Annotated in this window: 26 protein-coding genes and 1 riboswitch; of the genes, 6 read left to right on the forward strand and 20 right to left on the reverse strand. The window is 67.2% G+C overall.

The features are described 5' to 3' along the window. Window positions 1-21: 21 nt before the first annotated feature. On the forward strand, window positions 22-630 hold the full coding sequence (locus ACE3OO_RS09365) for a pyridoxamine 5'-phosphate oxidase family protein (protein WP_374302084.1): 609 nt from the start codon (window positions 22-24) through the stop codon (window positions 628-630). On the opposite strand, the gene ACE3OO_RS09370 is transcribed toward ACE3OO_RS09365, so the two are convergent. The 4 genes from ACE3OO_RS09370 to fdxA are packed head-to-tail and all read right to left on the reverse strand — an operon-like array spanning window position 624 to window position 3,191. After that, window positions 624-1,154 carry a group III truncated hemoglobin gene (locus ACE3OO_RS09370; RefSeq protein ID WP_374302086.1) on the reverse strand — a complete coding sequence of 177 codons (531 nt, stop codon included), beginning with the start codon at window positions 1,152-1,154 and terminating at the stop codon, window positions 624-626. The two genes, ACE3OO_RS09365 and ACE3OO_RS09370, sit on opposite strands and share 7 nt — an antisense overlap. Window positions 1,155-1,198: 44 nt before the next feature. Continuing rightward, window positions 1,199-2,419: an NnrS family protein gene (locus ACE3OO_RS09375; protein ID WP_374302088.1), complete on the reverse strand. Its 1,221-nt coding sequence runs from the start codon at window positions 2,417-2,419 to the stop codon at window positions 1,199-1,201. A gap of 5 nt (window positions 2,420-2,424) precedes the next feature. Beyond that, window positions 2,425-2,853, reverse strand: coding sequence for a hypothetical protein (locus ACE3OO_RS09380; protein WP_374302090.1), 429 nt, complete (start codon window positions 2,851-2,853; stop codon window positions 2,425-2,427). Beyond that, complete coding sequence (gene fdxA, locus ACE3OO_RS09385) at window positions 2,850-3,191, reverse strand: ferredoxin FdxA (RefSeq protein ID WP_374302092.1); 342 nt, start codon at window positions 3,189-3,191, stop codon at window positions 2,850-2,852. Before fdxA ends, ACE3OO_RS09380 begins: the two co-directional genes overlap by 4 nt. A 127-nt stretch (window positions 3,192-3,318) precedes the next feature. On the opposite strand from fdxA, the gene ACE3OO_RS09390 reads away from it, so the two are divergent. Continuing rightward, a complete protein-coding gene (locus ACE3OO_RS09390; protein WP_374302094.1) occupies window positions 3,319-3,762 on the forward strand; it encodes an Rrf2 family transcriptional regulator in 444 nt (147 codons plus the stop codon). Window position 3,763: 1 nt separating this feature from the next. Here ACE3OO_RS09390 and ACE3OO_RS09395 read toward each other — a convergent pair whose 3' ends face one another. From ACE3OO_RS09395 to cobA, 3 genes are all read right to left on the reverse strand, one after another. Continuing rightward, window positions 3,764-4,315 carry an SH3 domain-containing protein gene (locus ACE3OO_RS09395; RefSeq protein WP_374302095.1) on the reverse strand — a complete coding sequence of 184 codons (552 nt, stop codon included), beginning with the start codon at window positions 4,313-4,315 and terminating at the stop codon, window positions 3,764-3,766. A gap of 108 nt (window positions 4,316-4,423) precedes the next feature. Further along, window positions 4,424-5,752 carry a cobyrinate a,c-diamide synthase gene (locus ACE3OO_RS09400; protein ID WP_374302097.1) on the reverse strand — a complete coding sequence of 443 codons (1,329 nt, stop codon included), beginning with the start codon at window positions 5,750-5,752 and terminating at the stop codon, window positions 4,424-4,426. Continuing rightward, window positions 5,734-6,528: a uroporphyrinogen-III C-methyltransferase gene (cobA, locus tag ACE3OO_RS09405; protein ID WP_374302099.1), complete on the reverse strand. Its 795-nt coding sequence runs from the start codon at window positions 6,526-6,528 to the stop codon at window positions 5,734-5,736. Before cobA ends, ACE3OO_RS09400 begins: the two co-directional genes overlap by 19 nt. A gap of 96 nt (window positions 6,529-6,624) precedes the next feature. On the opposite strand from cobA, the gene ACE3OO_RS09410 reads away from it, so the two are divergent. Together ACE3OO_RS09410 and ACE3OO_RS09415 are read left to right on the forward strand one after the other, a co-directional pair. Then, window positions 6,625-7,719 carry a cobalt-precorrin-5B (C(1))-methyltransferase gene (locus ACE3OO_RS09410; RefSeq protein WP_374302101.1) on the forward strand — a complete coding sequence of 365 codons (1,095 nt, stop codon included), beginning with the start codon at window positions 6,625-6,627 and terminating at the stop codon, window positions 7,717-7,719. After that, window positions 7,719-8,492: a cobalt-precorrin-6A reductase gene (locus ACE3OO_RS09415; RefSeq protein ID WP_374302103.1), complete on the forward strand. Its 774-nt coding sequence runs from the start codon at window positions 7,719-7,721 to the stop codon at window positions 8,490-8,492. The genes ACE3OO_RS09410 and ACE3OO_RS09415 overlap by 1 nt, the downstream gene beginning before the upstream one ends. A 3-nt stretch (window positions 8,493-8,495) precedes the next feature. Here the strand turns inward: ACE3OO_RS09415 and ACE3OO_RS09420 are convergent, their stop codons facing one another. The 10 genes from ACE3OO_RS09420 to cobW are packed head-to-tail and all read right to left on the reverse strand — an operon-like array spanning window position 8,496 to window position 20,671. Further along, window positions 8,496-8,912, reverse strand: a complete 417-nt coding sequence (locus ACE3OO_RS09420; RefSeq protein WP_374302105.1) for a protease inhibitor I42 family protein — start codon at window positions 8,910-8,912, stop codon at window positions 8,496-8,498. A gap of 8 nt (window positions 8,913-8,920) precedes the next feature. Beyond that, entirely contained in the window at window positions 8,921-9,715 is a 795-nt protein-coding gene (gene cobM, locus ACE3OO_RS09425) for a precorrin-4 C(11)-methyltransferase (RefSeq protein ID WP_374302107.1), read from the reverse strand. Then, window positions 9,712-11,526, reverse strand: coding sequence for a precorrin-3B C(17)-methyltransferase (gene cobJ / locus ACE3OO_RS09430; RefSeq protein WP_374302109.1), 1,815 nt, complete (start codon window positions 11,524-11,526; stop codon window positions 9,712-9,714). The genes cobM and cobJ overlap by 4 nt, the downstream gene beginning before the upstream one ends. Further along, window positions 11,523-12,242, reverse strand: coding sequence for a precorrin-2 C(20)-methyltransferase (gene cobI, locus ACE3OO_RS09435; RefSeq protein WP_374302111.1), 720 nt, complete (start codon window positions 12,240-12,242; stop codon window positions 11,523-11,525). Before cobI ends, cobJ begins: the two co-directional genes overlap by 4 nt. Beyond that, the gene (gene cbiE, locus ACE3OO_RS09440) at window positions 12,239-13,441 is read right to left on the reverse strand and encodes a precorrin-6y C5,15-methyltransferase (decarboxylating) subunit CbiE (protein WP_374302113.1); all 1,203 of its coding nucleotides are present in this window, start codon (window positions 13,439-13,441) and stop codon (window positions 12,239-12,241) included. Before cbiE ends, cobI begins: the two co-directional genes overlap by 4 nt. Then, on the reverse strand, window positions 13,438-14,103 hold the full coding sequence (locus tag ACE3OO_RS09445) for a precorrin-8X methylmutase (RefSeq protein WP_374304680.1): 666 nt from the start codon (window positions 14,101-14,103) through the stop codon (window positions 13,438-13,440). The genes cbiE and ACE3OO_RS09445 overlap by 4 nt, the downstream gene beginning before the upstream one ends. Continuing rightward, entirely contained in the window at window positions 14,103-15,185 is a 1,083-nt protein-coding gene (locus tag ACE3OO_RS09450) for a sirohydrochlorin chelatase (protein ID WP_374302115.1), read from the reverse strand. Before ACE3OO_RS09450 ends, ACE3OO_RS09445 begins: the two co-directional genes overlap by 1 nt. Before the next feature lie 17 nt (window positions 15,186-15,202). Further along, window positions 15,203-15,847, reverse strand: a complete 645-nt coding sequence (gene cobO / locus ACE3OO_RS09455; RefSeq protein WP_374302117.1) for a cob(I)yrinic acid a,c-diamide adenosyltransferase — start codon at window positions 15,845-15,847, stop codon at window positions 15,203-15,205. Beyond that, window positions 15,844-19,602, reverse strand: coding sequence for a cobaltochelatase subunit CobN (gene cobN / locus ACE3OO_RS09460; protein ID WP_374302119.1), 3,759 nt, complete (start codon window positions 19,600-19,602; stop codon window positions 15,844-15,846). The genes cobO and cobN overlap by 4 nt, the downstream gene beginning before the upstream one ends. Window positions 19,603-19,630: 28 nt before the next feature. Then, window positions 19,631-20,671: a cobalamin biosynthesis protein CobW gene (cobW, locus tag ACE3OO_RS09465; protein ID WP_374302122.1), complete on the reverse strand. Its 1,041-nt coding sequence runs from the start codon at window positions 20,669-20,671 to the stop codon at window positions 19,631-19,633. Window positions 20,672-20,782: 111 nt separating this feature from the next. Next, a riboswitch (cobalamin riboswitch) is annotated at window positions 20,783-21,016 on the reverse strand. Between the two features lie 124 nt (window positions 21,017-21,140). Between cobW and ACE3OO_RS09470 the strand changes: the two genes are divergently transcribed. Next, a complete protein-coding gene (locus ACE3OO_RS09470; protein ID WP_374302125.1) occupies window positions 21,141-21,737 on the forward strand; it encodes a HupE/UreJ family protein in 597 nt (198 codons plus the stop codon). Beyond that, window positions 21,727-22,488, forward strand: a complete 762-nt coding sequence (locus ACE3OO_RS09475) for a sulfite exporter TauE/SafE family protein (protein ID WP_374302127.1) — start codon at window positions 21,727-21,729, stop codon at window positions 22,486-22,488. The genes ACE3OO_RS09470 and ACE3OO_RS09475 overlap by 11 nt, the downstream gene beginning before the upstream one ends. Window positions 22,489-22,492: 4 nt before the next feature. Here ACE3OO_RS09475 and ACE3OO_RS09480 read toward each other — a convergent pair whose 3' ends face one another. From ACE3OO_RS09480 to ACE3OO_RS09490, 3 genes are all read right to left on the reverse strand, one after another. Continuing rightward, on the reverse strand, window positions 22,493-22,987 hold the full coding sequence (locus ACE3OO_RS09480) for a hypothetical protein (protein WP_374302130.1): 495 nt from the start codon (window positions 22,985-22,987) through the stop codon (window positions 22,493-22,495). 23 nt (window positions 22,988-23,010) lie between these two features. Then, complete coding sequence (locus ACE3OO_RS09485; RefSeq protein ID WP_374302133.1) at window positions 23,011-23,544, reverse strand: response regulator; 534 nt, start codon at window positions 23,542-23,544, stop codon at window positions 23,011-23,013. 213 nt (window positions 23,545-23,757) lie between these two features. After that, the gene (locus ACE3OO_RS09490) at window positions 23,758-25,131 is read right to left on the reverse strand and encodes a penicillin-binding protein activator (RefSeq protein ID WP_374302136.1); all 1,374 of its coding nucleotides are present in this window, start codon (window positions 25,129-25,131) and stop codon (window positions 23,758-23,760) included. Window positions 25,132-25,138: the final 7 nt, after the last annotated feature.

Raw genomic sequence — 25,138 nt, forward strand, 5'->3', positions numbered from 1 at the left:
CGTGTTGTTTTGAGGCCAGGCATGATCGTTCTTTCCAGTGAATCCGACCTGCGCGGCTGCTACGACCAGCCTAGCGACCTGGTGCAGAAGAAGATCCTGCCCCGGCTCGACAAACACGCCAAAGCCTTCATCGCGTTGTCGCCCTTCGTGGTGCTGGCCACCCACGGGCCGGATGGCGCCGATGCCTCGCCGCGCGGCGACGCGCCGGGCTTCGTGCAGGTGATCGACGACGCCACGCTGCTGCTGCCCGACCGGCGCGGCAACAACCTGATCGATTCCTTGCGCAACGTGGCGCAGAGCGCCGATGTGGGCCTGCTGTTCCTGGTGCCCGGCATCAATGAAAGCCTGCGCGTGAACGGTCGCGCCGAAATCGTCACGGATGCGGCCGTGCTTGCGCCGCTGGCGGCGCAGGGCAAGATGCCGGCCTCGGCGCTGAAGATCGCCGTGCGCGAGGTGTTTTTCCATTGCGGCAAGGCGATGATCCGCTCCGGCCTGTGGCGGCCGGAAAGCCGGGTGCCGCGTGATGCCTTTCCCACGCTGGGCCGCGTGATCGCCGACCAGGTCGGCGGCCTGGATGCGGACGCCGCCGATGCCAATCTGGAAGAAAGCTATCGCACGCGGCTCTACTGAGCCGGTCCGCTCTTCACCGGCTTGCTCTTCACCGGCTCGCTTTTTACCGGCCCAAGCCAGTCGGGCAGTTCACCGCGGCTGAACTGCACGCCCTGCAGCAGCGAGGCGGCGATCTTCTGCGCGCGATCCTCAAACAATGCGGCGGCGGCCGGCGAGCAGCGCTCGCGCACGGTCGCGCGGAACAGCTCCAGCCAGTGGGCGAAATGCGCGTCAGACAATCCGGCACCCTGCCCGACATCGATGCGGATATGCGCCGGCATCGGCCGGCCATCGTAGCGGCCGGTCATCAGCAGCACCGACGACCAGAAATCGCACATCTTGGCCAGGTGGTGATCCCAGTTATCCCGGATCACGCCCTCGAAGATCGGCCCCAGCACGGCGTCGGTGCGGATGCGGCCGTAGAAGGTATGCACCACGTCATGCACCATCGCTTCCGTCACGCCGGCGACATGGCCGGGCGCAAGCTGGGCGCGGCGGGCCTGGCGTTCAGCCAAAGTTGTGTCGGTTTCGTCCTGATGGGCCATGATGAAGACTATATAGGGGATGGAAGGAAAGGAAACGAGTCGGGTCAGCCCGGTTTGCCGTCGATGCGCGGCCGCAGCAGGATCGGCAGGTAGCGCAGCAGGAACAGGCCGAAAGCGGCCTCCCAGGCGATGCCGGCGCCCAGCAGCAGCGGCCATTGCAACGCGGGGTGCAGCAGGGCGCAAAGCCGCAGCAGGGCAGCGAGCATGATGGCGCCATAGATGCCGATCTCCACCGGTCCGGCTTTCAGCTTGCGGCCGGTATGGCCCAGCGCGCTGCGCGTCATCATCGCCAGCATCAGCCCGGCCATGGCGCCCACGCCCAGCGCATGATCGGCCATGGCCGGCGTCACCGCGTCGCTCCATGCGCTGGCGGCGCGCAGGGCGAATGCCAGCGGCAGCCAGAGATAGGCGATGTGCAGGATGGCCAGCAGCGGGATGCGGCGCGCCGACCAGCTATGCCATTGCTGCAGGCGGCTGGCATGCAGCAGGGCGGTGGCGGCGTTGGCGGTCACCAGCAGCAGGGGTGGCAGCGGCCACAACACGGCGGCAAGATCCAGCGCCACAGCCAGAACCAATACGATCAAAGCGATACGGTCGCGCCGTAGGGCGGCGGGAATGAAAACGCCGGCACCCGACATGGTGAAGCTGGGCACGATGCGCGCCGCGATCACGCTGATCAGGATGGCGACCACGCCAAGCGCCAGATGTCGACCGAATACGACACCTTCGGCCCACAAGCCCAGCGCGCCGGCGTGATACAGCAGGTTGGCGATGGTCAGCAGGCTCAAAACCACCAGCGGAAGCCAGGGCCGCTGCGAGGCCTTGCGCACACGCATCAGGAAAATCGGCTGCGCCAGTGCAACGGCCAGGACGGGCAGGAACGCCAGATCGGCCATGGCGGCGAAGCCGGCCGGCAGCAGGAAGGGCGCGACACGGCCGGCCAGCCATACCAGCACCAGCAGGACAAGCGGCGTGCCTGTGGGGGTTTCTCCGCCAGTCCAGTTGCGCACCGCCGTCAGCAGGAAGCCGGCAATGATCGCGGCGCCGAAGCCGAACAGCATCTCATGGCCATGCCAGGCCAGCGCGTCGGAAACCTGCAATGCCACATGGCCGCCATAGACGGCGAGCCAGAGCGGCAGGACCAGCACGGCATAGGCGGCGCCGGCGAGATAGAAGGGCCGGAAGCCAAGCGCGAACAGGGCCCGGCGGCGGCCGGCCGGCTCGTGACGTGGCTGATCCTGCGGCAACGCGAAGGCGGCGGCCATGGCGATCAGCGCGCCATCGCCACGGCGATGCAGATGCCCAGCGTGGCAAAAGCCAGGCCGACGGGAATCAGCGTCACTTGGATCAATGCGCTCCAGCCGGTCATCGGGCCGGTCCAGGTCTGGATGCCGGTCTGCAGGAAATCGTCCAGCTTCGGCGCGGCGCGGCCGCCATGGCGCTGGCGCAGCATGGTTTCGCCCAGCCGCGCCATCACCCAGGGCACGCCGAAGAACATGATCACGTAGACGGTGCTGACCGCCACCATCAGCGCGCCCTCGGCCTCGGCGCCGAAAGTCATCCAGTAGACCAGCAGCATCAGGCCATAGGCGCCGGCCGTGATGCCGAAAGCGGCGCGCGGCAGGCTGTCATGCCATTGCGGCGCGCGGTTGTGCAGGCGGTGCGGCAGGGTGCCGGCATGCAGGCTCATGTCGTTCATGGCTGGTCCTTTCCGGGAGCGGGCGAGAAGAAGCGGCTGAACTTGTCGGCGACGCCGCGCCACGCATCCGCATCTTCGGGCGGCGTGCCCTTGCGGGTGATGTTGGGCCATTGGGTCGCGTAATCGCGGTTGAGCCTGGCCCAGGCGTCCGTGCGGCGGTCGGTATCGGGCAGGATGGCCTCGGCCGGGCATTCCGGTTCGCAGACGCCGCAATCGATGCATTCGTCCGGATTGATCACCAGCATGTTCTCGCCGACATAGAAACAGTCGACCGGACAGACCTCGACGCAATCCATGTACTTGCACTTGATGCACTGCTCGGTCACGACGTAGGTCATCGGAAGCCTCCGGGGGCGACTCCAAAAGAAGTATTTTATATGCATGATATTGAGCGGGCCGCCGATATCAAGTAAATTAAATGCATATTTTGTCGCACCCCCGGCCAGGATTACGGACGTTCCCGCCATGCATCTGACGCTGCATACCGATTACGCCCTGCGCATGCTGATGTATCTGGCGCTGAATCCCGACCGCCGCTGCACCATCGAGGAAATCGCCGAGCAATACGATGTCTCGCGCCATCACCTGATGAAGGTGGCGCTGACGCTGGCGCAGGCCGGTTTCGTCGACAGCCTGCGCGGCCGCAATGGCGGCCTGCAGCTCAGCCGGACCGCCGGGCAGGTCGGGATCGGCGCGGTGGTGCGCGCCACCGAGGACAATTTCGATCTGGTGGAATGTTTCGACGGCGCCAGCAACACCTGCTGCCTGGCGCCGGCCTGCCAGCTCAAGCAGCCCTTCACCGAAGCAGTGAAGGCATTCCTCGCGGTGCTCGACCGCTACACGCTGGCCGACATGCTGGGCAATCCGGTCACGGCGCGCAGCCTGCGCCGCCTGCTCGGCGCGACCTGAGTCAGTCGAAGACCTCGTTCGGATACAGGCCCCACAGATGGCCGCGCGGCATCCAGCCTCTGGTGCCGGCGATTTCCACCTGGCACCAGGCCAGGTCGGGGCATTTGCGCAGCCGGGCCATCACGCCGGGCTCGGCGGTCAGCAACACATCGGCGGCGGTATCGGGTTTCTTGAACAGGCTGCGCACCGTGCCGTCCACCACGGCAAAACGCTTGCCCGAGGTCAGGTTCTTGTGCACCCAGGTTTCGGTGCCGTCATGGTCGCGGATGCGGCGCCAGTATTCGTATTCGGCCACCACTTCCACCGGCAGGCCGCGGCGCTGGTATTGCCAGGCGATGGGATAACGCGAGCCCGGCCCGGTGCGGGCATTCACCTTGTCGGCGGCGAGGCTGACGAAACGCGGCAGCGGCAGGCCGGAATCGGCGCCTTTTTCGGCTACCGGCGAGGCGGCTTCGGGGGTCTGCGCTGTCTGTGCAGCGGCCGGGGCATGGCCCGGCACCAGCAGCTGGGCAACCAGCGGCAGAAGCAGCACAAGGGCGAAACGCAACAGCATGAAGCGGGACTAGCGCAAAGCAGCAAAGGAATGGTTAACCCAACCGCGAATCGGGCGGTTGCGCTCGGATCGTAGCAGGGTGCCGTCGCCACGCAATCAGCGCAGGAATCAACCTTCCCGGTCGATCAGATGCAGGTAGCTGCCGAACACGCTGCCCTGCCGGCAACCGGATGGGCCAAGCTCGGCGCCAACCGCGTCCGTGGCCATGAACAAGGCGGCGCCTGCATCCTTGCCGCCGGTCTGGACGGAATAATGGAATTCATGGCCGCGGAAGCGGCTGCCTTTCGGCCCCAGCATTGTATCGGCCAGGCTTGTGATACGGCGATATCCCAGATGCCGTTTGCGTTCGGCGAAGCTGGTCTCGACCGGCAGCAGGCCGGCCATGGCATGCCGGTTGCCCTCGGCATCGGTCAGGCCGCGGCCCAGCAGCATGAAGCCGCCGCATTCGCCGTAGATGGCCGCGCCACGATCCGCCGCCGCGCGCAGGCCCTGCATCAGGTGGCCGTTGCCGGCCAGTTTCGCCGCATGCAGTTCGGGATAGCCGCCGGGCAGGAAGACCGCGTCGCAATCCGGTGCCGGCGCCTCGTCGGCCAGGGGCGAGAAAAAACTCAGGCTTGCGCCCTGGGCCTGCCAGCCCTGCAGCAGATGCGGATAGGCGAAGGCAAAGGCCGCATCGCGCGCCACGGCGATATGCTGGCCCAGCGGCGGCAGGGCGGCGAGCGTCGCCGGCCGGCTGACCTGCAGGGGCTGCAGCAACTGCTCCAGCGCCGCGCGGTCCAGATGCAGATGCAGCCAGTCGGCCGCGCGGTCGAGAAAGAAATCCAGGCCGTCGCGTTCCTCGGCCTGCACCAGGCCCAGATGCCGGCTCGGCATCGTCAGATCGCCTTCCGGCGGCAGGGCGGCCAATACCGGCAGGCCAAGGGGCGCCAGCGCGTTGCGCAGCAGCATCTCGTGTTTGGGTGAGGACACGCGGTTGAGGATCACGCCGGCCAGCACGACATCGTCGCGGAAACTGCGGAAGCCGTGCACCAGGGCGGCAATCGACTGGCTCTGGCGCGCGGCGTCGATCACCAGCACCACCGGCAGGTCCAGTTTTGCCGCCAGATCGGCGGTGCTGCCTTCGCTGCTGACGGCGCCGTCGAACAGGCCCATCACGCCTTCGATCACCACGATCTCGGCGCCGGCACTGCCGTAATCGAGCACCCCGGCCAGCGTCGCGGGCCGCATGGCGAAAAGATCGAGATTGTAGCAGGGCCGGCCGGCGCTGGCGGCGCGATGGAAGGCGCCATCGATGTAATCCGGGCCGGCCTTGAACGGCGCGACGATGCGGCCTTCACGCGCCAGCAGGCGCAGCAGCGCGAGCGTCACGGTGGTCTTGCCGCTGGCCGAGGCCGGCGCGGCGACCACCAGGCCGCGGGTCAGATGGCGATTGGGCATGGCGGCGCGAGCCTGGCCTGCAGGTCGCTGGTGCCGAACAGCGCGTGCAGGTCGACCACCTCGCCCACCACCAGCAGGGCCGGCGGCTCGATCTTTGCCGTCTCGGCATCGGCCACGATACGGTCCAGGCTGCTGCGCAGCACGCGCATCTGCGGCAGGGTTGCGTGGCTCACCAATGCGGCCGGCCGCTCGCCGGCCAGACCGGCATGGCGCAGCTTGGCGACCAGGATGTCGAGATGCTTGATTGCCATATAGATCACCAGCACCGGCGAGGCGCGCACCATGGCGGCCCAGTCGACGCTGTCGGGCACCTCGCCGCTGGCATTGTGGCCGGTCAGGAAGGTGACGCAGGAATTTGTGTCGCGATGGGTGAGCGGAATGCCGGCATAGGCCAGGCCACCCACGCCGGCCGAGATGCCGGGAATGACACGGAAGGGAATGCCGGCGTCGCGCAGCGCCAGCGCTTCCTCGGCGCCGCGGCCGAACACGAAGGGATCGCCGCCCTTCAGGCGCAGCACGCGTTTGCCCTGCCGCGCCAGCTCGACCAGGCGCAGGCTGATGTCGCGCTGCTTGGGCGAGGGCTTGCCGCCGCGCTTACCGGCATATTCCAGCAGTGCGCCGGGCCGGGCGCAGGCCAGGATCGCCTCGCCCACCAGGGCGTCGTAGATCACGACATCGGCCTGGTTCAGGGCGTTCACCGCATGCAGGGTCAAAAGCCCCGGATCGCCGGGGCCGGCGCCGGTCAGCCAGACCCAGCCGGGGGGAAAAACCGGCATTTGCAGAGATGGCAATTGCATGGCGGCAAGGTACACCGGCCGCGCCCCGGTGTATACTTCGCCCCCATGACCCCGGCTGCCGAGACGCCTCCCGAGATGCCTGCCGACTCCGCTTCCGCCCTGCGCCGGGGCTGGACGACGGGCGCCTGTGCCACGGCGGCAACAGCGGCGGCCTATCAGGCTTTGCTCACCGGCGCTTTCCCCGATCCCGTCACCATCACGTTGCCCAAAGGCGAGAGGCCGAGCTTCGCTCTGGCGCATGAGGCTCGCGGCGAAAACTGGGCCGAGGCCGGCATCGTCAAGGATGCCGGCGACGATCCCGATGTGACGCATCAGGCCTTGATCCTGTCCCGCATACGTCGCGGTGCGCCGGGCAGCGGGATCGTGTTCCGTGCCGGCGAGGGCGTGGGCATGGTCACGCGTGCCGGCCTGCCGATCCCGCCGGGCGAACCGGCAATCAACCCGGTGCCACGCCGCATGATGAGCGAAGTCGTGTCGGCGCTGGCCGCGCGGCATGGCGCGGTGCCGGATGTCGAGATCGAGATCGCCGTGCCGGGTGGCGCAGAGCTGGCGAAGCAGACCTGGAATCCGCGCCTGGGCATCGTGGGCGGCCTGAGCATCCTGGGAACCACCGGCATCGTCGTGCCGTTTTCCTGTTCGGCCTGGATCCATTCGATCCATCGCGGCGTCGATGTGGCGATTGCCGCTGGCCTCGATCATGTCGCCGGCTGCACCGGCTCAAGCTCGGAGGCTGCCGTGCAGTCGCTTTACGCCCTGCCCGAAATCGCATTGCTCGACATGGGGGATTTCGCCGGTGCGCTGCTGAAATACCTGCGCCAGCATCCGCTGCCGCGCCTCACCATCGGCGGCGGCTTCGCCAAGCTGGTCAAGCTGGCCCAGGGCCAGATGGACCTGCATTCCGGTCGCAGCCAGGTCGACAAGGCCGTATTGTCGCAATGGCTGCGCGACTGCGGCGGCGATGCCGCGCTGGTCACGCGCGCTGCCGACGCCAACACGGCACTGGAAGTGTTGCAGATGGCACAGCAGGTGCATCTGCCGCTGGGCGATCACGTGGCGCGACTGGCGCGTGATGCAGCCGGGCGTATCGTGGCGCCGGCCCGCATCGATATCGACGTGGTGGCGGTGGATCGCGCCGGCAATATTGTCGGCCGCAGCGGGGGAGCGGCCTGATGGCGCGCAAACGCAACCTGCTGCTGCTGGGCGGTACCGGCGAGGGCCTGCGGCTGGCGCGTGAACTGGAGCATCATCCGAAGATCCATTGTATTTCCTCGCTGGCTGGCCGCACCGAGAATCCGGAAAGGCCGCCAGGCACCGTGCGCATCGGCGGTTTCGGCGGCGTGGCGGGCCTGAGCGAGTATCTGGTGACCGAGAAGATCGATCTGGTGCTGGATGCCACGCATCCTTTTGCCGCCCAGATGGCGCGCCATGCCTTCGAGGCCTGTCAGGCGCTGGGGATTCCGCGCGCCAAGCTGGTGCGGCCGCCCTGGGTGCCTTCGCCGGGCGACCGCTGGACCATGATGCCCAGCGTGACGGCGGCGGCGATATTCCTGCGCTTCCATCCGGCGCAGCGCATCTTTCTTACCCTCGGCCGGCAAGAAATCGCGCCCTTTGTGCCGCTGGGACGCGAAGACAAACCCCATGGAAATGGGCGCTGGTTTCTCACCCGCATGATTGATCCGCCAGCCGATGGCGTCGTGCTGCCGCCGGGCGACCTGATTCTCGGTCGCGGGCCGTTCCGGCCAGAGGACGAGCGCGCATTGATGCAGCAGCATCGCATCGATCTGCTGGTGACCAAGAATGCCGGCGGCGCAGCAGCCAAGATCGCCGCCGCCGCCGAGCTGCATATTCCCGTGCTGATGATCGAGCGTCCGCCCCTGCCGCCGGGCGAGACTCTGGATTCGGTCGGCGCTGCCCTGGCCTGGGCGAATCTCAGCGCGGTTTAGGCGTCAGCGGATCTCGAAGCTGTAGATCGCCTCGCGCGCCGCCGGGCCATTAGGCTCGAAGGGCCGGCGATAGACAAAATACAGGATGGTCGGTCCGGTGCCGGTTGCGCGGAAATGCCAGACTTCCGTGCCGCCGCGGCCGGGCATGGTGCCCTCGGCGGTGTAGGCCGGCTCCTCGGCCAGGCTCAGCACCTCTACGCCGGGTGCCTCGTTGACCATGCTCCAGCGATAGCCGGTGCTGTGATTGGCGGCCAGCCGGATGCGCACCTCTTCGCCCTGCATCAGGATGAAACGGCCGCCGGATTGGGCGAATTCCAGCGTCAGCGGCTCCGGCTTTTCCACTGCCTTCTCGCCAGTGCCGGCGCAGGCGGCCAGGAAGCCGCAGAACAGCAGAACGGGAAATATGCGCCAGGTCGCCATGGTCCGCCTCATCGCTTCGCTGTCTTGGCCTTGGTTTTGGCTTTCGGGCCGGGCCGCAGCACATGCACGTGATTCGGATCGTACAACGCGCTGTCGCTGAAATCAGCAGCCTCGTCCAGCACCCGGCCCATCAGGATCAGGGCCGTGCGGGTGATCTTGGCGGCGCGCACCTTGGCGGCGATGTCGGAGAGGCGGCCGCGGATGATCTGCTGGTCAGGCCAGGTGGCGCGCACCACCACGGCTACCGGGCAGTCGGCGCCATAATGCGGCGTCAATTCTTCCACCACATGGCGGATGTTGCGGATGGAAAGATGGATGGCCAGCGTCGCGCCCGTGCGGCCGAAATTCGCCAGCGTTTCCCCTGCCGGCATGTCGGAGGATTTCATCGCCGTGCGGGTCAGGATCACCGACTGTGCGATGTCGGGCAGGGTCAGTTCGGTCTGCAACGCGGCGGCGGCGGCGGCGAAGGCCGGCACGCCGGGCGTGATGGTGTAGGGGATCCCCAGTTTCTTCAGGCGCCGGATCTGCTCGGCGATGGCGCCGTACAGCGAGGGATCGCCGGAATGCACGCGCGCCACATCCAGGCCCTTGTCATGCGCCGCCACGATCTCGGCCATGATCTCGTCCAGGTTCAGCGGCGCGGTATCCACCACGCGCGCGCCCTTCGGCGCCAGCGTCACGACGGCCTCCGGCACCAGCGAGCCGGCATAGAGGCAGACGGGGCAGGATTCGATCAGCTTCGCGCCGCGCAGGGTGATCAGGTCGGGCGCGCCGGGGCCGGCGCCGATGAAGTGAACTGTCATGCGCCGAACTTCTTCTCGTAGCCGCGCGGTGTGTAGACGAAGCGGCGGCCGTTGGGCAGTTGGATGCTGCGGCTGGCGCTGCTGCCCACCAGCACGACGGTCAGCATGTCGACCTGTTCGACATCCAGGTCGCCCAGCGTGGTCTGCGTCACCCGTTCGCCCTCACGGCCCAGGTTGCGCGCCAGCACCACGGGCGTTTCGCGCGGACGATGCTGCAGCAGGATGTCCTTCGCCATGGCAAGCTGGGTGCGGCGACGCTGCGATACCGGATTGTAGAAGGCAATCACGAAATCCGCCTCCGCCGCCTTCTTGATGCGCAGCAGGATCATGTCCAGCGGCGTCAGCAGGTCGGACAGCGAGATCGTGCAGAAATCATGGCCCAGCAGCGCGCCCGACCGTGCCGCGGCCGCCTGCAGGGCCGAGATGCCGGGCGCCACGTTGATCGCCACGCGCTGCCAGTCCTTGCGCCGCGGTTCCTGCTCCAGCAGGGCAAACACCAGCGTCGCCATGGCATAGATGCCGGGATCGCCCGAGCAGACCAGCGCCACGCGTTTGTCCTGCGCCGCCAGGTCGAGCGCGGCGCGCACGCGTTTTTCCTCTTCGCCCAGCTCGAAACGGTGCTGCGTCTTGCCGGTCGCGAGTTCGGGATAGAGGTCGAGATACAGGCCATAGCCGACCCAGTCGGTGGCTTCCGCCAGCGCGATGCGCGCTTCCGGGGTCAGCCACGCCGCATCGCCCGGCCCGGTGCCCACCACATGCAGCTCGCCGCGCGGCAACCCGCGCGAGGCACCGTCGAAAGGCGATGGCGAAAGCGCGATGGCGCAGGTGGCGCGCTCGGATTTCACCTTCGGTACGATCAGCGTGGCAGTCGGCCCGGCGGCGGCCAGGGCCGCGCCTTCGGCCACGCCATGGCAGCCGACCTCGGCGAACACGGTGTCGGAAGGATTGGCCAGCCGGGGCGTTTCGGCCTCCAGCGTGGCGGCATCGAAGACGCGGAAGGGCACGCCCAGCCAGCGCGCCAGTTCCTGCATGGCCGGTTCGTCGGCCTTCAGGTCCAGCGAATAGACACCGGCGATGCTGTCGCGCGCGATGCCGTGGTCGGACAGCGTGGTCTGCACCAGGCGGATCAGTTCCACCGGTTTGGCGTTGCGTTCGCAGCCGACGCCGATGGCAATGTTGCGTGGATGATAGATCAGGTGATCGGCACTGCCCTCGATGGCGCGGTGCGTGACTTCGATCACCATGCGGCCATCGGCGCTGAGCGGCAGGTTGCTCTCGGCCAGCCAGGGTGCATCACCCACGATGCGCAGGCCGCCGCCGCGCAGCAGGTTCGCCATCAGGCCCTTGGCATCTTCGGGATTGGCGAGCATGTAGCCTTCGGGCGGTTCGTCCAGGCCCAGTCCGAAGGCAAGGTCGCCTGCGGTGGTGATCGCCGGAATGCCCTGCAGCACGCTGGCGATGCGGCGGCTCAGCAGGTTGGCGCCGTGATGGCCGCCCAGCAACGGCACGACAGACGAGCCATCGGCCGCCACCGCGATCAACGGCGGTTCGTTGCGCTTGTCGGAAAGCTGCGGCGCCACGGCGCGGATCAGGATGCCGGCGGCGCAGATGCCGATCACCGGCCGGCCGGCCGCGAATAACTGCGCGATGGTGTCTGTTGCCCTGCCGCCCGATGGCGCTATGGGCAGGGCATGCACCAGCGCGGTATCGTCGGGGGCATAGACCTCCCAGGCCGGGAAGGCGGCCATCAATGCCTGCGCCACGCCGCGCGCATTGGGGGTCAGCAGCACAAGGGCCGGTTTTCCGCTCATGCCCCGAACTCCATGAAATGCTGCTGGCCTTTGCGATGCACCACGATCATGGCGAAATAGGGAATGGCCGAAGGATCGACTTCCGACAGCGGCAGGATGCGCTGCTCGGCCATGGTGGCGCGTTCGATATAGCGCGCATGGTCGGCCAGATGCAGGCGGTTGAGCAGGTCGATCACGCGCGGCCCATGGCGGCCCAGTTTCAGGATCGCGGCGGCATCGGTATGCAGCAGTTTGTGCGCGATGGTCTCGTCGTCCAGCGGGGCGGGGATCACGGTCAGCACGTCGTTGCGCGAGACCAGCGGATATTGCAGGGCGGCGGCGCAGGCGGTGAGCGACGACACGCCCGGCACGATCTCGACCGGGAAATCCTCGCTCAGTCGGCCGAACAGATACATGAACGAGCCATAGAGGAACGGATCGCCCTCGCACAGAACCGCCACGTTGCGGCCGGCCTTGAGATGCGCGGCGAGATCCCCGGCAGCCTGTTCATACACGGTCTGTGCCGGGAACCGCGCCACGCTGAGTGGCATGCGGATCGCCAGCTCGGTCTGGCCGCCGCTTAAATGCGGCGCCACGATGCGGCGCGCCAGGCTGTCGCCCTGTTCCGGTGCGGGATAGGCCACCACATCGGCGGCCTGCAACAGGCGCAGGGCTTTCAGGGTAATCAGCTCGGGGTCGCCCGGGCCGATGCCAAGGCCATACAGGGTACCAGTCATTCCTTTGTCACGCTCCACTGCGTCACCGGCATCATGGCATGCCAGCCATGGAAACGGCCGACCGGTTCGGCGCGATAGACGGCGAAGCGACCGAGATCGCCGCCATAGCTCTGGCGCGCCTGCACCACTTTTGCCTCGCCTTCCAGCGTGACGACGTTGGCGACCAGCCGGCCGCCGGGCTTCAGCGCGTCCCAGCAGCGCGCCACCAGCCCCTCGGCCATGATGCCGCCGCCGATGAAGATCGCATCCGGTGCCGGCAGGCCATCCAGCGCCGCCGGCACGCTGCCGCTCACGATTTCCAGATGCGGCACGCCCAGGGCCAGGGCATTCTGCGCGATCATGCCGCGCCGGCCGTCACGCACTTCGATGGCAATCGCGCGATTGCGGCGGTCGGCGCGCAGCCATTCGATGCCGATCGAGCCCGAGCCTGCGCCCACATCCCACAGCAGGTCGCCGGCAAAGGGCGCCAGCCTGGAAAGCGTGACGGCGCGGATTTCGCGTTTGGTGATGTTGCCGTCATGCAGGAACAGGTCGTCATCCAGTCCGGCCAGGCGGCTGAGGCCGGGTCCATCGTGCAATTGCACCGCCAGGGTGTTGAAGTCGGCGCAGGCGGCGACGCTCCAGCTTTTCGCCACGCCGTCATGCCGGCGTTCCGTCACGCCGCCCATATGCTCCAGCACGGTGATCGTGGCGCTGCCGAACCCGCGTTTGGTGAGAAGGGCGGCCACCTGTGCCGGCGTCTGGCCGCTGTCGGACAGGATCAGCAGTTTCGCATTGGGCTGCAGATAAAGGCCGAGCAGATCGAGCGGACGTCCGTGCAGCGTGAGGCAGTCGCAGGCATCCACCGTCCAGCCCATGCGGGCGGCGGCCAGGCTGAAGGCGCTGACATGCGGGAAGATGCGCATCTCGGCGACGGGCACACGCTTGGCCAGGGTCACGCCGATGCCGAACCACATCGGATCGCCGGTCGCCAGCACGCAGACGCGCCGCCCGCGATAATCGGTGATGCGTTCGACCAGATCGAGCAGCGGCCGCGTCCAGGTCATGCGCGTCTGGTTCGGCAGTTCGGGCAGCAGGGCCAGATGGCGTTCGCCGCCGATCAGGATTTCCGCATCCTCGGCCAGGGCGCGTGCCGCCGGCGCCAGGCCGTTCAGGCCGTCCTCGCCGAGGCCAACCACCGAAAGCCAGGGCAGGGTCATGGTGCCACCTTTTCCTTCACTGGTTCCCAGGCCGCCAGCGCATTGATCGCGGCCGCGGCCATGGCGCTGCCACCGCGCCGGCCCTTCAGGGTGGCAAAAGCCACGCCTTTTGGCGCGGCGTCGATCAGTGCCTGCTTGGATTCCGCCGCGCCGACGAAACCGACGGGAAAACCGAGAATGGCGGCCGGCTTGGGCGCGCCTTCGTCCAGCAGCTCCAGCAGGCGGAACAGGGCGGTCGGCGCATTGCCGATCACCACCACGGCGCCCGCCAGATGCGGTTGCCACAATTCCACGGCCGCCGCCGAGCGGGTGATCTGCTTGGTGCGGCCGATCTCGCGCGCTTCCGGCGTGTTGAGGAAACTCAGCACCGGATTGTTTGCCGGCAGGCGCGAACGGATCACGCCATAGGCCACCATGTCCACATCGCTCAGGATCGGCCTGCCGGCGCGCAGCGCATCATGCACGGCCAGCGGCAGGTCCGGCGTCCACACCATGTCGGGCAGGATATCGGGCATGGCGCAGGCATGGATCAGGCGCAGGGCCAGTTCGTCGATGCCCGGCGGCAGGTGCGACAGGTCCACCTCGTCGCGGATCATCTGGAACGACAGGCGATAGATCGCGTCGGGATCGCGCAGGTAGTCGTATCTGGCCTTGCCGGTCATCACTTGGTCAGCGTCTTGGGGCCGAGCGGATGGTCGGCATGGGGATAGGGGTGGTGGCCGTGATTGTGGTCGTGCCCATGGCTGTGCCCGTGATCATGTCCGTGATCATGACCGTGATGGTGGTGATCGTGGCCGTGATGATCATGGCTGTGGTGATGATCGCCGTGGTCATGCTTCCCGGTGCCGATACCCTCCACATGATGGTGGTGGCTTTCCTGCGCCAGGCCGACCTCGTCCTCGAAACCCAGAACCTGCGCGCGATATTTGCACATCTGGCAGTTCATGTTGTTGGTGCCGGCCAGGATTTCCTGCAGCCGGTCCTCGAACACCTCCAGCACCAGCGGGTGATCGTTCAGATAGCCGGCCTTGACGAATTCGATTTCGGGATGGGCGGCGGCCACGCGGTCGGTGTGTTCGTAGATGCGTTCGACCAGGATGCCGGTGAACAGGAAATACGGGAACACGATGACGCGCCTGTAGCCGAGCTTCGCCACATGCTCGAGCGCGGGCTGCACCAGCGGGAAGGTGACGCCGGAATAGGCGGTCTCGCCCCAGCCGAAGCCAAAGCCTTCCCACAGCATGCGCATCACCTTGGCGATGTTGGAATTGGCATCGGGATCCGACGTGCCGCGCCCCACCACCACCAGGGCTGTCTCGTGGCGGCCGATATGTTCGCCAGCAGCATCCAGCGCCTGCTGCACGCGCTCGCCGGCGGCACGCAGCATCTTCAGGTCGATGCCCAGATCGCGGCCATACTGGATGGTCACATCCGGATGTTCCGCCTGATAGCGGTTGAGCACGCTGGGAATGTCGTTCTTGGCATGGCCGGCGGCGAACAGCATGCCGGGCAGGGCCAGGATCTTGGTGTTGCCCTTGGCGCGCAGGGCATCCAGGCCGTCGCGGATGATCGGTGTGGCGAATTCCAGGAAGCCGAAATCGACATCGTATTGCGGCAGGCGGCGTTTCATATGCTCGGCCAAAGCGGTGAATTCCGCCACGGCGCGTTCGTCGCGGCTGCCATGGCCGCAAAGCATGACGCCAGTTTTTTCAAATGGGGTCTTCTGGAAGGGGGTCTGGAACATGGGGCTGTATGCTCTCTTCAGAATTCGATGCCCTTCTGGGCCTTCACGCCGGCCTGGAAGGGATGCTTGATCTCGGTCATCTCGGTCACCAGATCGGCGGCCTCGATCAGCTCGGGCTTGGCGTTGCGGCCGGTTACCACGATATGGAGCATCGGCGGTCGCTGGCGAAGGGTTTCCACCACCTCGGCGGGGTCGAGATAGTCGTAGCGCAGCACGATGTTGAGTTCGTCGAACACCAGCATGTCATAGGCGGGCGGCTGGGCGCGGCAGGCTTCGATCATGCGCTTGGCCTCGGCCCAGGCGGCCTGTGCGGCGGCGATGTCGCGGGCACGGTCCTGGGTGTCCCAGGTAAAGCCCTCGCCCATGGCCTTGATCGTCACCTGATCGGGGAATGCCTCCAGCACCGGCCGTTCGCCGGTCTGCCACTTGCCTTTCACGAACTGCACGATGCCGACGCGGAACCCGTTGCCGATGGCGCGCATCACCAGGCCGAAGGCGGCGGTGGACTTGCCCTTGCCCTTGCCGGTATGGACCATGAGAAGGCCCTTCTCGATGGTCTTGGTCGCCAGCATGCGGTCGCGCACTTCCTTGCGCTTCTTCGCCTTTTCGTTGGCGCGGGCGTTGATCTCGTCCTCGCTCAGGCCCTGCTCCTTCACTTTCATGCGGCCAGCATCCTTTCCAGCAGGTCGGCGGCGGAATTGGCGCGCGGCCGCCACAGGCCGCGCCGGATCGCCTCGGAAAAGCGTTCGGCGATTTCGCGCGCCGCCGCCGGGTTGTTTTCCTCGATGAAGAGGCGCGTTTCCACGTCGTTCAGATAGGCGTCGTACAGCGCGTCGAATTGATGATCGCGCACAAGGCCCGTGGTGGCGGCGAAGGCGAACAGGTAATCCACCGTGGCGGCGATCTCGAAGGCGCCCTTGTAGCCATGGCGCTTCACGCCGGCGATCCATTTCGGATTGGCGGCACGGCCACGCACCACGCGGGCGATCTCTTCCTCCAGGCGGCGGATGCGCGGCGCCTCGGGGCGGGAATGATCGTTGTGATAGGCGATCGGCGCGCTGCCCGAGGCGTATTGCACGGCGGCGAAGGCACCGCCCTCGAACTGATAGTAATCGTCGGAATCGAGCAGGTCGTGTTCGCGGTTATCCTGGTTCTGCACAACCGTATCGGTACGCGCCAGGCGACGGGTGAAGCCGGCATAATCCTCGATGCCCTCGGCCTCCGCGCCATAGGCATAACCGCCCCAGGCGATATAGGCCCGGGCCAGGTCGTCGTTCGTGTCCCAGCCGCTTTCGTCCACCAATGCCTGCAGGCCCGCGCCATAGGCGCCCGGCTTGGCGCCAAAGACGCGATAGCCCGCGCTGCGCTTCGCCGCGTCCAGCGGCAGGCCGTTGCTCACCAGCCGTTCGATCTCGCCGCGCGCATGCATGGCCAGCGGATTGAGGTGGTCGGGTTCGTCCAGCGCCTGCACGGCGCGGCTGGCGGCATCGAACAGCGCCACCTGGGCCGGGAAGGCGTCGCGGAAAAACCCGCTGACCTTCAGCGTGACATCGACACGCGGCCGGTCGAGCAGGTCGAGCGGCACGATTTCATAACCGGTGACGCGGCCCGAGCCTGTCTCCCAGGTCGGGCGTGCCCCGATCAGGGCCAGGGCCTGGGCGATATCGTCGCCGCCGGTGCGCATGTTGGCGGTGCCCCAGGCATTCAGCAGAATGGCGCGCGGCCATTCGCCGTGATCCTGCCGGTGACGCTGCAGCAATGCATCGGCCGATTGCCAGCCCAGGGTCCAGGCTGCCGGCGTCGGCAGGCTGCGTGCATCGATGGAAAAGAAATTCCGGCCGGTCGGCAGCACATCGGGCCGGCCCCGCGTCGGCGCGCCGCTTGGGCCCGGCGGCACGAAACGGCCATCCATGCCGCGCAGCAGGTTTTCGATCTCGGCGTGGCCGCAGCCCAGCACGGCCGGCCGCAATTCGTAATCCACCACATGCAGCACGGCCTGCGTGGCGGTCCAGTTGTCCTCGGGCAGGCGACGATCGGCGATCAGCTGTTTGGCCAGGATCTCCAGCCGTTCCACGGTATCGCCAAAGCTGCGCCAGGGCGTGGCGACCAGATCGGCCAGTGTGTCGGGTTTCGGGCCGGTCCAGTCGGCTGCGTAATCGATGCCCAGGGGATCGCAATCCAGCTTCAGGTCGGCGGCCAGTGCACGCAGGATCGAGTCGTCGCCCAGCCGGCTGCGGCCGGTGCGGCCGCGCGGCAGACGCACCAGTGCCACCAGCAGGTCGATCAACTGTTCGCCCTGCGGCTTCACGCCATAGACATGCAGCCCGTCGCGGATCTGAAGTTCCTTCAGGTCGCAGAGATGGTTGTCGAGCTTGAGCAGCGCGCTTTCGGTCGGCTCGCCGGGCTTGATGTCGCAATCGGCATCCAGGCCCAGCCGCCGCGCTTCGTCGATGATGCGTTCGGCCAGCAGGGGCAGGCGGCGGCGGTCGAGCCCGGCGGCCTCGTAATATTCGTCGACCAGTTGTTCCAGCGCGGCCAGGTCGCCGTAGATTTCCGCCCTGGTCAGCGGTGGCGTCAGGTGATCCAGGATCACCGCCGCTGTGCGGCGCTTGGCCTGGGTGCCTTCACCCGGATCGTTGACGATGAAGGGATAGAGTTGCGGCAGCGGGCCGAAGATGGCTTCGGGGAAACATGCCTCGCTGAGCGCCAGCGCCTTGCCGGGCAGCCATTCCAGGTTGCCGTGCTTGCCGCAATGGATCACCGCGTCGGCGCTAAAACTTTCGCGAAGCCAGGCATAGGCGGCGATATAATTGTGCGGCGGCACCAGGTCGGGATCGTGATAGCTGCGCGCGGGATCGATGTTGTAGCCGCGCGCCGGCTGGATCATCACCGCCACGTTGCCCAGCGGCAAGACCGGCAGGGCGAAGGCATCATCCTGCAATTGCGGATCGTCTTCCGGCGCGCCCCAGCGCGCCGTCACGGCCTCGCGCACCGGGGCAGGCAGGCCCTCGAAGAACCGGCGATACAGCACCAGTGGATAGCTGGCGCGCACGCGGCGCGCGGCGGTCTGGCTGAAATCGTTGGTGACGCCTTCGGTCAGCGCGGCGATCAGGCGGTTGCCGCTGACCGGCAGGGCGTTCAGTTCGTAGCCGGCATCTTTCATGGCGCGCAGGATCTGCACCACGCTCTGCGGCGTATCGAGGCCGACGCCGTTGCCGATCCGGCCGTCGCGGTTCGGGTAATTGGCGAGCACGATGCCGATCCGCCGCTCGGCCGGCGACAGGCGGGCCAGCCGCGACCAGGCGGCCGCCAGCTTGGCCGTGAAGGTGCAGCGTCCGGCATCGGGCACGAGCTGCACAATGCTGCATTCGGTGCGCCGGTCGAACACCGCTTCGGCCTTGAAGGCGACGGCGCGGGTCAGGATGCGGCCGTCGATCTCGGGCAACGCGACGGCAATGGCCAGGTCGCGCGCATTCAGGCCGCGCGTGCCGTCCTGCCACTGCTCATGCGGGCTGGAGGCGAACACCACCTGCAGCACCGGACAATCGCTCTGGCCCAGCGGATCGTCGCTGCCGCCTTCGCCGCGCGGATTGCCGATGGCAAAGCTGGTGGCGTTCAGGATCACATCGGGCAGGGCCTGCTCGATCAGCGTCGAGGCCATGTCGGCCGACAGGCGGTCCTTCAGGCTGGTCACGTAGATTGGCAACGGGCTCATGCCCTCGGCGGCCAGCGCCTCGATCAGCGCATCGATCGCGGCGACGTCGCCCGCCTGCAGCAGCGCCCGGTAAAACACGATGGCCGCCACCGGCTGGGCCGCGCATTTATGGTCGGCCCAGATCCGGCGCAGGGTGTTGATATCCGGCTCGGCATGACCCGGCCAGTAGAGTCCGGCCGCCGGCAGGGGTTTTGCCGGCAACGGGTCTTCAAGCCGGCCGATCAGGGCGGCGGCGCAGCGCAGCATCTGGCCCAGGTTGTCGATGCCGCCTTCACGGAAATAACCGAATAGCGTGGTGCGGGTATCGTCGCCCAGGGTGGAGAAACCATCCAGCGCCGGATCGGGCTGGCGGTCGCCGGGCAGGAAGGCCAGCGCGATGCCTTTGCTGCGGCAGATATCGCTCACGCGCTCCACGCCATAGGTCCAGTAGCTCTGGCCGCCCAGCAGGCGCACGATCACCAGCCGGGCCTTGGCGATCACCTGTTCGACATAAAGGTCGACGGCATAGGGATGGCTGAGCTGCAGCAGGTTGGCGAGCCGCAGGCTGGGGAAATCCGGCGGCAAGGCGGCATAGGCGGCGCTCAAGCCCGCCAGTTCGGAATCGGCGGCACTCAACACCACGATGTCGCCGGGCGATTGCTGCAGGTCGACGGGAGAATCCGTCGCCGCCGTGCCGCCCGGTATGGCATTGAGCAGATGCAAGCCGGTCCTCCCCCTTCAGCCGTCCGCGTCAGGCCGCCAAGGCGGCGCGGATCGCGGCTTCGTCCAGTCCGGCCCGGCCGATCACCACCAGCCGTGTGGCGCGATCCTCATCGCTCTGCCAGTCGCGGTCGTAATAATGCTGCAGCCGCGCGCCCACGCCCTGCAGCACCAGCCGCATGCCCTTGCCCGCCACGGCCACGAAACCCTTGATGCGCAGGATGTCGTGTTCGGCGATCAGCGGGCTGAGCCGCGCCACCAGCGTTTCCGGCGCCGCTTGTTCGGGCAGCGTCACGGCAAAGCTCGCGAAATCCTCGTGGTCGTGGTCTTCTTCGGCATCGTGATGCGACTTGCGCGCCGCGAGGTCGTCTTCGGCGGCGGCGGCCAGGCCCAGCAGGATGTCGGCAGCCACGTCGCCCTGGCGCACGGGAAGGATTTTCACGCCCGGCCGCAGATGCGTCGCCAGCTCCGCCTGCACGCGCGGCAGGTCATCCTGCGCCAGCAGGTCGGCCTTGGTCAGCAATACAAGATCGGCGCAGCCAAGCTGGTCCTCGAACAGTTCTTCCAGCGGATTGTCGTGATCCAGGTTGGGATCGGCCTCGCGTTGCGCCGCCAGCGCGGCTTCATCATCGGCGAAGCGGCCGGCGGCGACGGCGGCGGCGTCCACCAGGGTGATCACGCCGTCCACCGTGGTCCGCGTCTTCACGCCGGGCCAGGCGAAAGCCTGCACCAGTGGCTTGGGCAGCGCGAGGCCCGAGGTCTCGATCACGATATGCGATGGCGGATTCGGCCGCTGCAGCAGCTTCTCCAGCGTGGGCAGGAAATCGTCGGCCACCGTGCAGCACAGGCAGCCATTGGCCAACTCGACGATGTCATCCTCGCCGCAATCCGGCGCGCCGCAGCTTCTCAGCAGCTCGCCATCGATGCCCACTTCGCCGAACTCGTTCACGATCAGCGCGATGCGGCGCCCGCCGGCATTCTGGATCAGGTTGCGAATCAGCGTGGTCTTGCCGGCGCCGAGAAAGCCGGTGACGATGGTGGCCGGGATTTTGGTTGCTACAGTCTTGTGCATGGAATCAAGCGCCTGATCGTAGGACGCCGTCGCGGAACAGGAGCGCCGATCCGCCACTGGCCGGGCAGGATGGCACAAACCGGGCGCCGGCACACCCCGTCCGACGGATCCGCTTCGACCGACAGCGATGGCAGGTCTCCGGGCTTGCGGGTCGATGCGGATCGCGCGCCTTCCCGGACGAGATGACATTCTGTCCAGTGGCCTGATGCGCGCCGCTCACCGCCTACCGTAGCGGGGGCTGCCGCGGCTTTGGGCAGTTCCATATGGCCCCACCCGCACCGCATTCCCTTTTCACCGCCGTATCGGCACAGGCCGAGCCGGCGAACCATCGCGGCGGACCGTAAGCCCCCGGTTCTGCCTTGTCAAATTGCCGCCCGAAGGCCGTATGCGACCTCTCGGTCTTGTCAAATCCGGCCTGCTTGGGCACAAAGGGAGCGGGTGGGTCGCAACTGCGCCAAGAGGATTTCCGATGTCGTTTCACCGCACGCTGACCATGTCTGCCATGCTGGTCCTGGCCGCAGGCACTGCTTTTGCCCATCCCGGCCATCCGGGCGGCGAACCTGCTGCCCTCGGTTTCGCCGGCGGCTTCGTGCATCCCCTGGGCGGCCTTGATCACTTGCTGGCGATGGTGGCGGTCGGTCTGTGGGCGATCCAGCATGGCGGCCGTCGCGCCCTGTGGCTGCTGCCGCTGTCGTTTGTATTGCCGATGGCTGGCGGCTTTGCCCTGGCGCTGGCCGGTATCGGTCTGCCCGGCGTCGAGGCCGGCATTGCGCTCTCCGTTCTGGTTCTCGGCCTGCTGGTGGCCTTTGCCGTCCGTCCGCCGCTGCCGGCGGCCATGGCGGTCACTGCGGCTTTTGCCCTGCTGCATGGCCATGCCCATGGCAGCGAAATGGGCGATGCATCCCATGCGCTGCTGTATGCCGGCGGCATGGTGCTGGCCACCGCCTTGCTGCATGCCGGCGGCCTGGTCGCCGCCCGTCTGGCGCAGCAGGTTGCCCTGCCCATGCTGACCCGCGCGGCCGGGGCCGCCGTGGCGGTGGCCGGTATCGTCATTCTTGTCGGCTGAGGCTTTTCTCGCCCTCATCGCGGAACCGCGTTACTGGGTCGTGATCGGCGCCGCGGCGCTGGCCGGGCTGGTGCGCGGATTTTCCGGCTTCGGCGGCGCCATGATGTTCATGCCGGTCGCCAGCCTGCTTTACGAACCCAAACTCGCGGCGGTCTGGCTGTTGATCGCGGACGATGCCGCCGCCTTGCCGATGCTGCCCGATGCCCTGCGCCGCTGCGTCTGGCGCGAGGTGCTGCCGCTGGGTCTGGCGGCCGTCACCGCCATCCCCTTTGGCGTGGTCCTGCTGGTGATCGCCGATCCCGATGTGATGCGCTGGGCGATCTGCAGCCTGATCCTGGTGGCGGTTCTGCTGATGGCCGCCGGCTGGCGCTATCAGCGCCGGCTCTCGCTGCCGGCCACACTGGGCACCGGCGCGCTGGCGGGTTTGAGCGGCGGCGCGGCGGCTCTGCCCGGGCCGCCGGTGGTGCTGCTGTGGCTGGGTGGTCAGGCCGCTGCGGCCACAGTGCGGGCCAATCTGGTGGTGTTCTTCGGCCTCACGGCCATCGCCACGGCGTTGTCCTATTGGTGGAACGGGCTGTTCACGGCGGAAAATCTGCTGACGGCGCTGCCGCTGATCCCCGCCTATCTGCTGCCCCTGCGCTGGGGCAGCCGGCTGTTTGCCCGCAGCAACGAACAGCAATTCCGCCGCGTGGCGCTGGCGCTGTGCGCCTTCGCCGCCCTCAGTGGCCTGCCCTTGTGGAGAATGCTCTAGCCGCTTAGGCGGTCTTGTGCCGCTCGACGGCCTGGTTGAGCGCCGCGAGCAGCTCCTGTTCCAGCTTGCCGCCCTGGCCCTCGATACGCTGGCCCATCACCACATACAGCGCGTCGATCTGCGCGGCGATGATATCCAGCTGCAGCGGCGTGGGCTGGTCGATGCCCTTCACGAAATCATTCAGCGATTTGGCGAATTCAGTCAGCAGCGGATAGTTGAACATGCCGCCGGCGCCCTTGATGTCGAGCGAGAGCATGCGGATGGCGCGCATCGCGCGATCCGTCTGATCGCCACGGGCGACCTCTTCCAGCGCGGCGCGCAACTGCTTCAGCTTTTCGGAAACATCCAGGCTGAGCGCGTCGCTGGCCTTTTCCACCACCGCTTCCAGACGGCGCAATTCGGCCGGTTCCAGCTTGAGGCGAAAGCCCTTGCTGAAATTCACCGCCTTGCGGCGGAGATCCTGCTGCGGCGGCAGGAATTCCGGTTTTTTTCTGGCCATTCAGGAAAGCTGTGCGGCTGGGGTCACAGGGCATCCGTGGGGATGCGCCGCTCGGGACCGGCATAATCGTCGCTGCGACGCCGGCGGCGATCGGGGCCGAAATACTCGTCGATACGCACGAACTGGCGCGGCCGTGCGATGGCCGAAACCAGGCGCGTGTAAAAGGCATTCACCGTATAGGGCTTGGCCACGAATTCCGAAACGCCGCAATCGCGGGCGCGGCAGACATATTCCTCTTCCGAATTGGCGGTCATCATCACGATGGGCATCATGCGGTTGGGCGATGCCGGATCGTTGCGGATCCAGTGCACGATATCCATGCCGGTGCGCCCCAGCTTTTCGTCGCGCAACGCCCATTCGGTGATCATGACGTCGGTGCGGCCCAGGCGCAGCACGGTCAATGCGCTGTCGTAGTCGCGGGCGCGGTCGAGATACTGGGCATCCAGCATCATCAAGACATCGCGCACCATCTGACCCATGACCCGGTTCGGCTCAACAATCAGGAAATTGATTTTCGAAAAATCAATGCGCTCGTGATCGGCCATGCTTTCACTCATTGCTGGATCCCTCCCGCAAGGAACCCGAAAACCATGCCCAAGAATAGTACTAGAAAGAGCCCTGCGGATGAAGCTCGCTCAGGTAGTAAATCCCCTGACTTGTGTGGTTAGCATGGTGCTTACCCATGCATGCAGTTATTTCCCGATAATGATCATGCGGTGAAAGGCCGCAATCGGCCGGCTTGGTGGGCGGCTGACGTGGCTGGCACCGACTCAGTTGGTCGGCTGCTGAAAACTGGCCGGCGCCGGATCAATCACCCGGCTGCCGCGCCGCTGCACTTCCAGAACGGCGAGGCCGCGCTGCACCAGACCATTGGGCAGAAAGCGGAAAATACCATCGTAACCGGCAAAGCCGTCGGGATTGGTCAGCGCCTCGTCGCTGAAATCGCCGCGCCGCGCCAGGATGCCGACCAGGGCGGTGGCATCGTAGGCGAGGCTGGCCAGCCGGACCGGCCGGCGGCCGAAACTTTGCTCGAAGCGGCGGCTGAAGTCGGCGAATCCATCCGGCGCGGGGGCGGCATACCAGCCGCCCAGCAGGGCCGGCTCGCTGCCCAGGCTGGCATCTTCCCACAGGCCGGTGCCCAGGAAACGCACGGCGCGCGGATCGATGTCGAAATACGGCAGCAGCGGCGCCAGGGCCCGCAGCTTGGCGCCGCCCTCGGGCAACAGCAGCGCATCCACCGGACGCGGCAGATTGGGGTCGACGCCATCCACCGGCGGCTCTTCCAGTCCGCGCGGCGGCAGGGCCCGCAAGGCCGCGGCAAAGCGGCGCACCACGGGGGTCAGGTCTGTGGTGTCGCCGGGATAACGGTCCTGCCGCAGCAGCTGTCCGCCGGCCTGCTGTGCGGCCAGTCCGGCCGCCTGGGCCACGGCATTGCCATACGCCGAATCCGGCGCCAGCAGGGCATAACGCGTTATGCCCTTGCCCCGGGCGAAACTGATCACCCGCTCAACCTGCTGGTCGGGCGTGAAGCCGAGCAGAAAGATGCCGTTGCCGGCCACGCTGCGGTCGGTGGAGAAGCTCAGCACTTTCACGCCGCGCTCCCGCGCCAGCGGGCCCACGGCGGCGGCTTCGTTGGCAAAAAGCGGTCCGATGATGATCTGCGCGCCTTCGGCCAGGGCCTGCTGGGCGGCGGCGGCGGCTTTCTCGGGCTGGCCCTCGGTGTCGCGCGGCAACAGGGCGATGCGGTCGTCGGCCAGATCAAACAGCGCCAGCTGGGCCGCATCCAGCAGGGCGCGGCCCAGGCCGGCCTGCGGCCCGCTCAGGGGGGCCAGGAAGGCGACGCGCACCATGTCGGCGCCGCCGGGGCGGACCAGCATCGGACCGGGCAGGGGCTGGGTCTCGATCGCCAGCGACGGCGCGGCCGGCCGGGGCATTTGCGGCGCGGGCTGCGGGATGTTTGCCTGCCTGCCGGGCTGGGTGGATGGCTGCGGGGCGACGCGCTGCGGCGCGCCGGGAGCGATCTTTTCCAGCAGGCCGGGCAAGCCACCCTGGGCATTGCCGCTCTGGCAGGCACCCACAAGCAACGGCAGGGAGATGGCCGCCAGCATAGACAGCGTGGAAAGGCCCGACTTAAGGTAACGCACGCAGCTC

Origin of the sequence: Ferrovibrio sp. (assembly GCF_041906005.1) — a bacterium.
In the GTDB taxonomy this organism is placed as follows: domain Bacteria; phylum Pseudomonadota; class Alphaproteobacteria; order Ferrovibrionales; family Ferrovibrionaceae; genus Ferrovibrio.